This window comes from Afifella marina DSM 2698 (assembly GCF_900102695.1).
Lineage (GTDB): Bacteria > Pseudomonadota > Alphaproteobacteria > Rhizobiales > Afifellaceae > Afifella > Afifella marina.
Genome location: NZ_FMVW01000006.1, coordinates 1 through 12494 on the forward strand (window position 1 = coordinate 1; position 12494 = coordinate 12494).

Here is a 12494-nt window from a genome sequence, read left to right on the forward strand (position 1 = left end):
GCCCGATGAACCGCGCCGCCTTCGACACCTACATCGAAACCCAACTCGCTCCGACGCTGAACAAGGGTGACGTTGTCATCCTCGACAATCTGGCAGTTCACAAGAGTGCCAGGGCAGCGGCGATCCTGAGAGAGAAAGGTGCCTGGTTCCTCTTCCTGCCGCCCTACAGCCCCGATCTCAACCCAATCGAGATGGCCTTCTCAAAGCTCAAGTCACTTTTAAGAAAAGCAGGCGCACGAGCCTTCGATGCCCTTTGGAAGGCAATCGGAGATGTCTGCGGTCTCTACCAAGCCGACGAATGCTGGAACTATCTGAAGGCCGCTGGATATGCGCCCAATTAATAGGTCCTGAGCATAGTTCGACGACGATTTGCAGCTTCACTGACGATCTGTGCAAGCTCCTCTTCCTTGAGTCGCGATTTAACGATGACGCGTACAGAGCGTTCATCTACCTCCGGCATGTCGCGAGAACCAACCATTACGACCGGAAGGTCGGGGCAGCGTCTCGAGACCTCATCAAGCAAGTCCAACCCAGATCCATCCGGCAGGGTTTCCTCTACGATAAGAAGGTCAAAGCGCTGTTCAGCCAATTGCTGGCGCGCCTCTGCAACGGTGGACGCGCGCGAGAGCTCCAGGCTCTCTTTCAAAAGAGCGGAGAGGATCGCGAAAAAGTCGGCATCTTCCTCGACATGCAGCGCACGCGGCAAGTTCGAGACGCTCTGCGGTGCCTCAGCTCCAGCCTCGTCGTTCGCGTCAACCGTCGTCCGGTCCGTCGCCTTTTCTGCTGCCCCCGTCGATAGCGGCAAAGCAACTGTAAATTCGGCACCGGAATCCGGCCGATTGCGATAGGAGATCGAGCCGTTCATCTGCTCGATGATCTGTCGCGAGATGTGCAGGCCGAGGCCGGTGCCGCCCTGCTGCCTTGTGGCGGAGGAATCAGCCTGGCTGAAACGGTTGAAGATCTTGCCCTCGAATTCCGGAGGCACACCCGCTCCTTCATCGGCGACGGAAATGCGCACTATCTCGCCGCTCTTGGCGATGGAAACCTCCACGGCCCCGCCTGGCGGGGAAAACTTTGCGGCATTCGACAGGAGATTAGAGAAAACCTGCTGCAGCCTCCTCGCATCGACCTCGACGGCATAAAGGCCGTCCGCGTGCACGACGGGCGTCACATCAAATTTCTCGAAATATGCCTGGTTCGCTTCGACCGACTGCCTGACGAGTTCGTTCAGATCTTCCACGCGTCGATCGAACTGCATCGCGCCTGAGGCGATCTTCTCCAGGTCGAGGATGTCGTTGACGAGTTCAACCAGGCGTTCGCAGTTCTTTAGTGCGATCGTGAGAAGATGCGAGATCTTTGGACCGAGCTGCGCCTCTGCCGAGCCAAGAACCAGCCCGAGAGAGCCGCGAATGGAGGTCAGCGGCGTGCGAAGTTCGTGGCTGACGGTCGCGATGAATTCGCTCTTCGCTCGCTCCGCCTCCTTTCGGGCATCGATATCCTGGAACTGGGCGACGAAGTAGCCATGCCGGGTCTGGTGGTCCTCCACGCGCGACAGACCGAAGAGACACCAGATCGAGCGCCCGTTCTTGGCGACGAAGCGACGCTCGGCCTGCTGGGTGGCAGCGACACCGTCGAGCATCTTGCGCAGCTGTCCGGACGCCGGTCTGTCGTCGGGATGGATCACGCTGGCGAAATCGAGATGCTCGAACTCCTCCGGCTCGTATTGCAGAAGCGTGCACAGCGTTTCGTTGACCTGCATCCATCGCCCGTCGTCACTGATCAGCGCCATGCCGACAGGTGCATTCTCAAGTGCCAGGCGGAATCGTTCCTCGCTCTCGCGCAGCGCGAGCTCCGTCTCTTTGAGGTGCGTGATGTCCGTTTGCGTGCCGATCATGCGCATCGCTCGACCGTTCTTGTCGCGTTCGATGCCGATCGCCTCCGAGCGCAACCAGATCCAACGGCCGTCTTTGTGATGAACACGGTATTCCGTCAGGGAGCGGGCAGCCCGGCCCTCGATACACGCCTCGTCGGCCTTCTCCACCGCGGCGCGATCGTCGGGATGCACCCGCCGTCTCCATTCCTCCTGCGGGTCGATATCTTCGTCCTCGCCGAAGCCCAGCATCGCCCGCCATCTGCCCGAGACGACGGAGCGGCCGGTTTTGAGATCGATATCAAAGACACCGATGGCCGCCGCCTCAATCGCCTGCTGCAGGCGCTGCTCGCTGATTGCCAGTTCGCGCGCCACCTTTTGCTGCAGTGTCACATCGCTGATGATCAGTGTATGGCGCAGGTCGCCTGCCTCTGTGCGCCACTCGTTCTTTTGCAGCGTCAGGAAAAGCTCCTCGCCATTGCGGTTCCGCGTCTCGACAAGCCGGCTGACTTCTCCCTGCTTCTGCGCACTTGCGGCGTCCTCTTTCGACCCGGGAAACAGAGTGGCTATCGTCTGCCCGTCCAATTCGTCCGCCCGATAGCCGAAGATCAGCTCCGTTGCCGGATTGACGGAACGAATGATGCCGCCTTTGTCGAGCACGACCACGCCGGCAAGAGCCGTATCGACGATCGAACGGTTCTGCTGCTCGCGCGCGGCAATCTCCCGCGTCTTCAATTCGACCGTCTCCTGGATCGCCTCCTCGCGGCGCGCATAAGACATCAAGAGCACGCCGAAGAGGAAGGACAGGGCAAGTCCCGCTGCCAGGACGATCGCCGGCTCTTTCGATGCCGCCGTCGCTTCAAAGGCGGGCGTGCTCTCCCAGACGACGGTCCATGTCTTCTCCATCACGGACAGCACTTTGCTGACCTGGAACGCGGGATTGTGTGCGTCTCCTTCGGAGCTTGAATAGATCAACTGGTCCGGATCGGCCGTGCCGCCATCATAGACACTGAGGTTCAACCGCGTGCCCTGGCTGGCCGTCAGACTGTCCATGAAACGCGGCGCGATAAAAGGCGCATAAACCCAGCCACGGAACGCATCCCGCCTCTGCGCCATAGTCTCAAGAGGGGCGGAGGCCTCATAAAGGGGGCGAAGCAACAAGAAACCGGCGCTTTTCGTTTCGTCTTGCACAAGGAAGATCCGACCCGTGATCGTCGCACGCCCGGTGTCGCGCGCATGGACAGCTGCGGTGCGGCGGTTCTGCTCAAACGCAATATCGAGCCCGAACGCCCTCGCGTTCGTCGCAAGCGGCTGGATAAAGGTGATCACGAACATCTCGCGATCCGTGGAAGGCTCGGGCTTGATCGTCAGATTGGTTTCGCCGGGCGTTGTGTGCTCGATTAAAAACGTCTGCAGCTCGTCAGGCATGACCGGCTCGATAAACCCGACGCCGTTGATCCCGGGTAGATTCGCCTCGAGACCGAACTCGCTGACGAAAGCCCTCCATTCCGTCTGCGAAACGTAGCTGGAGCCGCTGAAGAGGCCCGCTCCAGCGTCCAGCGCCTGCTTGTAAGCGTCGAGCCGGTGCAGAAGTGCTTGTTCGCTATCTCCCGCCAGCGCCTTGAACGAGGTCAGCCCTTGTTCGAACGCGGCTTCGTTGGTGAACTTCCATGCGTAGAACGTCAATCCGAGGGGAACCAGCAGCGCCACAAGGCCCAGCCTGCTGACCCGGGCGAGCGGGCGTCCGCGGTATCGGGCACTCCACGGGCGCAAAGGGCTGATCATAGCCAGGGGTAGGACGAGCAGGATGCCCGCAACATCCCCGATCCACCATGTGATCCAATTGGAAAGGGCCGCCGATCCCTCAGTGATACCGGCCCCCATAAGGCTCGCTACGCCGACGCTCGCACCAATGAGACACGGCAAAAGTGCCGCGCGCAGGATAAACGGAATGAAATCTCGCATCCCATCCAAGGCGAGCGGCATCCCGAAGCGCCGCCGAAGAAGTTGGACAGCGAGAAGCGACTGCACCGTCGAGCCCGTGGCGATGCAAGCAGCAACCCCCAGAGCTGACCAGTCGGGCCCCTGGGCACCGAAAGCGTTTCCGATGACGGCATTAACCGCAAATGCCCCCAGAAACACGCCGGGCCATAGCCGGTGACCATAAAATAAAAGAGCAGAAACCGCGATTCCCGATGCCGGCCAGATCAACGTCGCATAGCCTGGCGGTACGGCCAGACGCAGGCCGAGCCAGCCAAAAAGCCCGTAAAGGACGGCCGTAACAGCCGCGCGGTAAAAGTCGGTTCGAGACATAAGTCGCAGATTTAGCATGCGCAGCTTGCGCGCGGCAGACATACAACTCAAGAGCGATAATAAGGAATGCGTCGGCAAGACGGGACTTCATCATCCCTAACGATGAGCTGGCATCCGCCTCTTGGCTCCCGATCATCGAAAGCACGCGATCACAATCCCGGCCGCCTGGGCTCGGTACTGTTGATCGATCGTACGGAACGCACCGGCCCTATTGCCCAGAAGAAAAGAAGAGCTTCCGGGCCGCGTCAGCAGGACACCTTCCATGGCCACCCGCTCGAACCCTCTTTGAAAATACATGACTGAAATCCAAAATGAGATAAAGTAACACTGTTCGATTCGGATCGGACGTTTTTACGAGATATTAAATTGAATCCGAAGAGAGCGTGCGGATGACTTTCCTTTTGAATTCGTGGCGATCCTGGACATCTGCTGCGCCCTAAAGAGGACCGCGGCTATTGAGACTTAGCTGTGAAGCGTGAGCGACCTGAACAGATAGAGGCATATGCTGAAAACGGCGCGGATACTCTACGTTGACGACGAGCCCGACATCCGGGAAATCGCGAGCATGTCCCTGGAACTCGACTCCCAGTTGGACGTGCGCACGTGTTCCTGCGGCCAGGAAGCGATCGAGGCTGCACGCGCGTGGCAGCCCGATCTCATTTTGCTTGATGCGATGATGCCGGGAATGGACGGGCCGCAGACGTTGGCAGCCCTAAAGGAAAAAGCCGACACGAGCGGCATCTCGGTCGTGTTCATCACCGCCCGTACGCAGACATCCGAGGTCGAGCATTTCATCAGTCTCGGAGCCATAGGCGTCATCGCCAAACCCTTCGACCCGATGAGTCTTGCGGGCCTTGTCCAACAATACCTGCAGAATGTGGATGCCTAGGCTCTGGAAAGCTGAGAGGGCGCTAGGGCTGAGGGCGGTAGTTTGCGGATTTTCCTTCGCATGCATGACAGCAGGCATCGCCGTGGCCGATGAAGGACTGTCTGGAGACGGCCCGGACGCGTCGATCCTCTGGCGCGGAGACGTCACGCCGTTCGCCGAAGCGCCTGCCCGCGTCGTCATCGAAGGGGTCGAAGAGGAAAACGGCTTCGAGCCGCGGCTGGCGCGTCTCGTCGAAACTCCGAAGCCCGCATCGTCGGCCCCGCCGCGCATGCTCGCACTTGAAAAAAACCTCCTTCGACAAGTGAATATTCGCCCTTTCGGCGAGGAGGAACGCGCCGCGTCGCGGAAGAGCGGAGTTCAGCTAGAGCTGCACTGCAAGGCAGGACAAAGCCCAGCGGGCTTCGTCCTGTCTGCTCCAAATTCCCGCCTGCCGCGCGGCCTCCGCCTTGCCGCCGTCGCCAAGACTTCCGGCGGGAAGGGCTTCGGATTGTCGCTTGTGCCCAAGGGAGAGGATGCGCCGGCAATACCGCAGGCGAAGTTGCACACCGGCAAGACTCGACTGCCCATTCCCTTGCAGCAATCCGCAGGGGAGCCCAATCAGCCCGATGTCGTGATCAGCTGCCCTGAAAGCGCAGCGACCGCGACGCTTCAGGAATTCGCCCTTGTGCCACAAGCCGAGACGGCCACTTCGGTTGCCGCAAGTCACCTCGGCACATGGATCTGGGACATCGACCCCTTTCTCCAGGATCCGGATGCGCTGCTTGCTTTCGCGCGCAACGAGCAACTGAGCGAGCTCTATCTTCAACTGCCGCTTCCCATCGAATCTCAGTCGCAGATGGCGGCGTTGGAGCGGCTGCACGACACCCTGACCGCGGCAGGCATCGCGGTCATCGCCGTCGAAGGCGATCCGGAGATGGTCCTTCCTTCCGGCAGACAGAATGCGCTCTCGCGCCTTCAAGCGCTCCGCAAGATCGAGCAGAAGATACCCCTGACCGCCCTGCAATATGACATCGAGCCCTACCTCCTGCCCGCTCTTGGGCGCGATCTCCCTGCGGCCTGGGCCGCGTGGACGGAGACGATACGCGCCCTGTCGCAGGCCTGGGATGGCCCGGTTGGTGTGGTTCTGCCGTTCTGGATGCTGGAGTCGAAAGACGGACTGAAGGCTCTCGATCGTGCCGCGGCTTCGCTCGCCGCTGTCACGGTCATGGCCTATCGCACCGACATCAATGAAATCGTCGCGATCAGCGAGCCTTGGCTGGCCTGGGGTGGCCGCTCCGGCGTGCCGATCCGAATTGCCGTCGAAAACGGCCCCCTTGAGCAGGAGGTCCACCAGGTCTACCAGAGAGCGAAAGAGGGGACGCTACGACTCGCGTCTGGCGGGAAAGAAGCTTCGGCAGAGCTCCGTACTGAACCCGTACCGGAGAGGTCGGATGCCCCCGTCTACCGTTTCAGCCACGAGGTACGGGTGGACATGGCGCGCATCAGCTTCCTCAACGACACAAACAAACTTACGTCCGCACGTGCGCATCTGAAGCATCTTTTTTCTGCCTGGCCGGCCTTTGCCGGCCTCGCGATCCACGACTTGCAACAAGCGCAACGCGAGGGACCGGAACAGGCAAGGATTCCCGAGCAATGAGCTCCCCGCCACTCATCCTCATCTGCGACGACGACCCGCTCCTCATCGAGCTCATGGAATTCCGTCTTCGCGCCAAGGGTTATGCCGTCACAACCGCCACCGATGGCGAAGAAGCCTTCGCGAAAGTGTCCTCCGAACGGCCATCGATCGTCGTACTCGACGCAATGATGCCCAAGCTCGATGGCTTCGATGTCCTCAACCGCATCAAGCAGGATCCCGAGCTGAAGGACATCCCCGTCGTGATGCTCACTGCGCGCAAGAACGAGCGCGACATCGTCTCGGCGCTGGAGCGTGGCGCAGAAGACTATCTCGTGAAGCCATTCATTCCGGACGAATTGATGGCGCGTTTGTCGAAGCTGATCGCCAGGCAGCCCCCGAGGGCCTGATGCCGGTCATCGCCCCGCCCCATGCCGTGCTGCTTGGCCTCCTGCTGGCCTTTTGCAGCGTGGCACCGGCCAGGGCGCAAGCCCCTGAAACGCTTTACGAGGAAGGCGTCCGTTACCGGCTCGAAGGCCGCTTCGACGACGCGGAACGCATGCTCCAGGAGGCCTTGAGCGAACAGCCCAAAAATGTCGACGCGCTGGTGCAGCTCGGATTCGTTCAACTCGCCCAGGGAAAGAACGAGGATGCGCAGGCGACGTTCGAACGCGTGCTCGTCCTGTCGCCGAATTACGAGGACGCACGCTACGGTCTCGCCCAGCTCGCCTTCCGAAACGGCAACCTCGACGAAGCGGAAAACCTCACAAACCAGGTTCTGGCGGCGCAGCCGGAAAATGCCGACGCGCAGGCGCTCGCCGACAACGTCGCACGCGCCCGCGAGGCGCAAAAGACCAGCGCCGCATCGCCCCCAGAGGCTGTGCCTACGGTACCCGCGCCTCCCGAACCCGCTCCCGCAAAACCGACCCCCGAAGAGATCGCACAGGCAAAGCGCAAACGCCTCGCCGGTCTAATCGCCGAAGCCACGCGGCTTCGGCTCGATGGCCGTTCAGCTGCCGCCGAAACACGCTATCGCAAGGCCCTGTCGCTCGCGCCCGAGGATGCCGACATCCTGGTGGCGCTCGGGCTCGTGACCGCGAACCAGGACAAGCTGACGGAGGCGCGTGAGTTCTTCGGACGCGCGCTCAGACTCGCGCCCTCCTATACAGATGCCAGGCTCGGTCTCGCTCGGCTTGCCCTGCGCGCTGACGACACCGCCGAAGCACGGCGCCTTGCCGAGGAGGCAAAAGCGCGCGAGCCGGAGAGCATCGAGACGGAGCTTCTCCTCGCCCGCATCGACATCGCGGAAGGCGATCTCACGTCGGCGGATGCGCGCTACGAGGCGCTCGCCCGGCGCACCAACGACAACGCCGAGGTTATGGTCGGCCTCGGCGATACACGATTTCGGCAATGGCGCTTCGACGAGGCACGGGCCGCCTATGAGCGGGCGCACGAGATCGCACCCGACGATCCTGTAACGGCGGGCCGACTTGAGCGCGAGCCACCGAAGCGCTGGCGCTTCACGGCGGGAAGTGAATACAGCGCCCTCACCGAGAACCGGCCGCACTGGACCGACAGCGTCGCGGTGCTCTCCTACCGCCTCTCCCCCGCCGCGACGGTGACAGGAGAGACCCGGCTCGCCACCCGCAACAATTCGACCGACCTACAGATCGGCGCGCGCATCGATTACGCCTTTTCCGACGCCTTCGCCGCCAACGCCTCGATCGCAGCAACGCCGCGCGCCGATTTTCTGGCCCGTGTCGCGCTCGGCGCCGGCATGGCCTGGCGCATCGCCGAAGACGGTCCGACTGGCGGTCCACTCTTTCTGGAAATGCAGACGCGGCACGAATTCTCCGCAGACAGCGAAGTCACCTCCCTCTTCCCCGCGATCAAGGCAGCTATCGTCGACGAACGTCTCACCTTCAAGGTCACGTGGGTGCATGCCCGCGACGACGACAGCACCGTCTCGAACGGCTACATCCTGCGCACCGATCTTGCTGCCACAGACAGGTTTCGGCTCTTCGCCGGCTATGCCGACGCCCCTGAAATTTCGGAAGGCAGTCTGTTTGAGACCCGCACGTTCTTCGGCGGCGTCTCCTTCGATCCGGTGGATTGGGTAACGATCAACGCCGCCATCGCGCACGAGCGGCGTGATGCCTTCGAGCGCAACAGCTTCGCCCTTAACTTCTCAACCCGGTTCTAGGCGATGCTTTACGGAATCTGGAACCTCTCCATCGCGCTTGCACTCGCATCGATTTTAATCTTGCTGGGCCTGATCGTTCTGCGTATCGCCGATATGCGTCTTGCCGCGCGTCGTGCCGCACAACGCAAGCGCTTCGTCGGCGCCTTGATCCGCTTTTCCGAGGACGAAGACGAAGCCTCGCTAAGGCAGGTCATAGCGGAAACTCCGAAGCGCATCATCCTCGATGCGGGCTTTGAGTTCCTGGCAATGCTGCGCGGCGACGAGCGCGCCCGCATCGAAAAGGTGTTCGCCGAGACGGGCGTGCCCGATTACATCTGCCGCCGCCTGCGCCGCGCGAACGAGGCAGAGCGTATCTTTGCCGCCGAAACCCTGGCGGCCTTTCCCGGCGAGGCGACGATCGCAGCGCTCAACCGGGCGCTCGACGACCGCACACGAGAGGTGCGTCTCGCCGCAGCGATCTCCCTCAATCGTCTGGACAGAACGCCGTCGCTTGCCGAGCTGATGGCGAAAATCGGCGAACGCGGCCAGCGCTCCCGCCGTCTCGTTGAATTGCTGCGCACCTTCCCCCTGGAAAAAGCCCCGGAGCTCGTCGAATTCGCGGCACGCGAGGACGCCTCCTCCTTCTCCCGCGCCGCGGCGATCGAGGCGCTCTCCCATATCGGCGATCCGCAATTCATGCCCTTCTTCTCGCGCCTCGCCGCCGACGCGAAACCGGAAGTCGCCGCCGCGGCGGTCCGCGGACTTGGCCGCTTCGGCCACCCTTCGGTCCTGCCCACAGTGCTCGCAGCGACAAAGAATGGTGACTGGCAGGTGCGCTACGAAGCGGCCGAAGTGGCGGCTGCCTTCCCGTCGCAGGAGATGATCGAGCCTCTGGCTGCGCTCCTCAGCGATGCGGAATGGTCCGTTCGCTATGCCGCAGCGAAGGGGCTGAAGAATCTCGGCGCGGCTGGGCGCGACAGGCTTCTCGCCTTCGCCACGGGAACGGCCTCCCGTGGCCAGCGCACCGCCTCCATGGTGCTCCAAGAGGGAAGCCAGGCATGAGCGACTTCGTCCTCGCCGATGTCCTCCTCCAGGCGACGCGCGTCATCGCCTGGTTCGTCATCGCATCGGGGCTCGCCCAGTCCGCCGTCTATCTGTTCCAGCTCGTCGTCGCCGGCGCGACCTTTTACCAGCGGCCACCCGTCGCGCGCTCTTCGCTCCTCTGGCATCGATACAGCGATGTGGCCCCGCCGATCGCCCTCATCGTGCCCGCCTACAATGAGCAGCTAAACATCGTCTCGACCGTCTATTCACTGCTCTCGATCGAATATCCAAGCTACGAGGTCATCGTCGTCAACGATGGCTCCAAGGACGAAACCCTGTCACGTCTGCTTGAGACCTTCGACATGAGGGAGTTCGAGCGCCCCCACGACGACGCCCTCCCCCACGCACCCATCCGCAACATTTACAGCTCACGCAACAGCGACAGGCTTTTCGTCATCGACAAGGAGAATGGCGGGAAGGCAGATGCCCAGAATGCCGGCATCAATCTCTGTCGCGCACCTCTGTTTTGTGTCGTTGATGGCGATTCCATCGTCGAACCTGATGCGCTGATGCGGGTGGCACAGCCCTTCATCGACGACCCGAACCGCACGATCGGCGTCGGCGGGACGATCCGCATCGCCAACAACTCCCTGGTCGATGCCGGGCGGATCACTGACGTGCGTCTGCCTAAACGTCTTCTGCCGCTCTTCCAGGTCGTAGAGTATATCCGCGCCTTCCTGATGGCACGCGTTGCCTGGAGCCGTATCAACACGCTGATGCTGGTCTCCGGCGCCTTTGGAGTCTTTCGACGCCGCGAGGTGATCGACGTCGGCGGCTATACGCCGGGCTCGATGGGGGAAGATCTCGATCTCGTCATCAAGCTGCACCGCAGCATGATCGAGAAGAAACGGAAGTACCGCATCACTTTCGTTCCCGAGCCCGTATGCTGGACAGAAGCTCCCGAAACCTTGTCGGTGCTCGGGCGGCAACGTGCGCGCTGGCAGCGCGGTGCGCTGGAGTGCTTCTTCCGCTATCGCCACATGGCCTTCAATCCGCGCTATGGTCGGATCGGATTTCTGGGTTTCGGCCAGATGTTTATCGTCGACGTCTTGGGCCCTGTGGTCGAAGTGCTCGGCTATATTCTCATGCCGACATTCTATTTCCTCGGGGGTTTGTCGCTCGAATACCTCCTCGCCTATACGGCCCTCGTTTTCGTCTTTGGGATTTTCATCAGCGTCGGATCGCTGGTGTTGGAAGAAATCGAGCTGAAACGCTTTCCGACACCCCGGAGCCTCTTCATCCTGGCGATGGCAGCGATAATTGAGAATTTCGGCTATCGTCAGATCAATAATTACTGGCGGCTGAAGGGATTGTGGCAGTATCTACGATCCGACAACAGCTGGGGTGAAATGACCCGCATCGGCTTTCAGTCACGCTCCCCTTGAGACGCTCACTGGAAGCCGAGTTGAAGCCGTCCGACGGACTGGGTCTGCATCAATCGGCAGGATGCCTCGTCTTTGCAAGTTCTTCACACAGGTCGTCATAGGCGCCGGAGACGTCCTGTCGCTCGGCGACTTCCAGGCCCAGCAGATCTTCGAGCGCTGATGCCCGATCGCTGACGGCAGGAAAACCAAAGGTACCGCCGGCCCCTGCTAAACCATGAACGAGCGAAATAATCTGCGGAATATCCTCGATGGCATGCGGACTGAGCTGCCTGAGGCGCGCGAGATCACTCCCACAACGCTCGGCGAAACGCTTCTTGAGAGGCAGCAACGGATCGTCTTGCACGAAGGTCCCCTTTGAAATTGGCCGAAGTCTGCACACTTCCTGAGCGACGCCTCTGCAAGCTATCGCAGTGCTTCAATGGAACATATTCAGTTGGCGTATTCCTGTTTGATCAGAAGCGTCACATCCGGTCACCTATCCTTACGCATAGGCGGACCTGATCTCTTGCTTTGTGGTGAAATAAGCGAGGCTTCGATAAAAAAAGACAACCAAGCAAATTCGACGAGGAACAGGACATGTCGATCGGCACCATTATGACGAAGCTGAAACTGTTCATGGCCGGCCTTGCGATCCTCGCCGGATTTGCGACCGTATGGTCGGTTGGCCTGGAGCCGGACCCCGCCAGGGCTGCCCGGCTGGGGGCTACGCCCACAGGAGACGTCATTCTACGGATCTCTGGCAAAATCAACGCGACCAATGTCGGCGATGAGGCGCACTTCGACCTCGACATGCTGAAAGAGATGCCTGCGACGACATTCAAAACCAGCACGATCTGGACAGAAGGCGTGAACAGCTTCACCGGCGTGAGCCTTGAAGACCTTCTAGACGCGGTCGAGGCGCAGGGTGGAACACTTCGCGCAACGGCTATCAACGATTACGCGGTTCAGCTGCCGGTGTCGGATGCCACGTCGTCCGGCCCCATGGTCGCCTATGAAATGAACGGCAGGCCGATGTCGCGCCGTGGCAAGGGCCCCTTGTGGATCATCTACCCATTTGATCAGAATTCGCGCTTTCAATCCGAAACAATATATTCACGCAGCATATGGCAGCTTGACCGCATTGAGGTGATCAACTGAGT

General features: G+C 61.1%; 10 protein-coding genes. 8 read left to right on the forward strand and 2 right to left on the reverse strand.

The window, feature by feature from the left end; all coding sequences use genetic code 11:
* Positions 1 to 341, forward strand: a 341-nt coding sequence (locus tag BLP76_RS12865) for a transposase (protein WP_139163750.1), incomplete at its 5' end; no start/stop codon positions are given.
* Here the strand turns inward: BLP76_RS12865 and BLP76_RS12870 are convergent.
* Positions 338 to 4225, reverse strand: coding sequence for a PAS domain S-box protein (locus BLP76_RS12870; protein ID WP_092813822.1), 3888 nt, complete (start codon positions 4223 to 4225; stop codon positions 338 to 340). The two genes, BLP76_RS12865 and BLP76_RS12870, sit on opposite strands and share 4 nt — an antisense overlap.
* Positions 4226 to 4685: 460 nt before the next feature.
* On the opposite strand from BLP76_RS12870, the gene BLP76_RS12875 reads away from it, so the two are divergent.
* From BLP76_RS12875 to BLP76_RS12900, 6 genes are read left to right on the forward strand one after another with little or no spacing between them, the layout of a single operon-like run.
* Positions 4686 to 5072 carry a response regulator gene (locus tag BLP76_RS12875; protein ID WP_092813825.1) on the forward strand — a complete coding sequence of 129 codons (387 nt, stop codon included), beginning with the start codon at positions 4686 to 4688 and terminating at the stop codon, positions 5070 to 5072.
* Positions 5038 to 6708, forward strand: a complete 1671-nt coding sequence (locus tag BLP76_RS12880; RefSeq protein ID WP_139163751.1) for a hypothetical protein — start codon at positions 5038 to 5040, stop codon at positions 6706 to 6708. The genes BLP76_RS12875 and BLP76_RS12880 overlap by 35 nt, the downstream gene beginning before the upstream one ends.
* On the forward strand, positions 6705 to 7094 hold the full coding sequence (locus BLP76_RS12885) for a response regulator transcription factor (RefSeq protein ID WP_092813831.1): 390 nt from the start codon (positions 6705 to 6707) through the stop codon (positions 7092 to 7094). The genes BLP76_RS12880 and BLP76_RS12885 overlap by 4 nt, the downstream gene beginning before the upstream one ends.
* The gene (locus BLP76_RS12890) at positions 7094 to 8887 is read left to right on the forward strand and encodes a tetratricopeptide repeat protein (protein WP_092813834.1); all 1794 of its coding nucleotides are present in this window, start codon (positions 7094 to 7096) and stop codon (positions 8885 to 8887) included. The genes BLP76_RS12885 and BLP76_RS12890 overlap by 1 nt, the downstream gene beginning before the upstream one ends.
* 3 nt (positions 8888 to 8890) lie before the next feature.
* Positions 8891 to 9928, forward strand: coding sequence for a HEAT repeat domain-containing protein (locus BLP76_RS12895; protein ID WP_092813837.1), 1038 nt, complete (start codon positions 8891 to 8893; stop codon positions 9926 to 9928).
* Positions 9925 to 11355 (forward strand): glycosyltransferase family 2 protein, encoded by a 1431-nt coding sequence (locus tag BLP76_RS12900; RefSeq protein ID WP_092813840.1) that lies wholly within the window; start codon positions 9925 to 9927, stop codon positions 11353 to 11355. Before BLP76_RS12895 ends, BLP76_RS12900 begins: the two co-directional genes overlap by 4 nt.
* 49 nt (positions 11356 to 11404) lie before the next feature.
* On the opposite strand, the gene BLP76_RS12905 is transcribed toward BLP76_RS12900, so the two are convergent.
* Complete coding sequence (locus tag BLP76_RS12905; RefSeq protein ID WP_170130466.1) at positions 11405 to 11698, reverse strand: Hpt domain-containing protein; 294 nt, start codon at positions 11696 to 11698, stop codon at positions 11405 to 11407.
* Positions 11699 to 11931: 233 nt separating this feature from the next.
* Between BLP76_RS12905 and BLP76_RS12910 the strand changes: the two genes are divergently transcribed.
* A complete protein-coding gene (locus BLP76_RS12910; RefSeq protein WP_200170564.1) occupies positions 11932 to 12492 on the forward strand; it encodes a putative pterin-binding protein in 561 nt (186 codons plus the stop codon).
* The last annotated feature ends 2 nt before the right edge of the window (positions 12493 to 12494 follow it).

Bases quoted from the DNA above. Each gene is read 5' to 3' on its own strand.
- BLP76_RS12870 (WP_092813822.1), bottom strand. From the start codon at position 4,225: ATGTCTGCCGCGCGCAAGCTGCGCATGCTAAATCTGCGACTTATGTCT.
- BLP76_RS12875 (WP_092813825.1), top strand. From the start codon at position 4,686: ATGCTGAAAACGGCGCGGATACTCTACGTTGACGACGAGCCCGACATC.
- BLP76_RS12885 (WP_092813831.1), top strand. From the start codon at position 6,705: ATGAGCTCCCCGCCACTCATCCTCATCTGCGACGACGACCCGCTCCTC.
- BLP76_RS12890 (WP_092813834.1), top strand. From the start codon at position 7,094: ATGCCGGTCATCGCCCCGCCCCATGCCGTGCTGCTTGGCCTCCTGCTG.
- BLP76_RS12895 (WP_092813837.1), top strand. From the start codon at position 8,891: ATGCTTTACGGAATCTGGAACCTCTCCATCGCGCTTGCACTCGCATCG.
- BLP76_RS12900 (WP_092813840.1), top strand. From the start codon at position 9,925: ATGAGCGACTTCGTCCTCGCCGATGTCCTCCTCCAGGCGACGCGCGTC.
- BLP76_RS12910 (WP_200170564.1), top strand. From the start codon at position 11,932: ATGTCGATCGGCACCATTATGACGAAGCTGAAACTGTTCATGGCCGGC.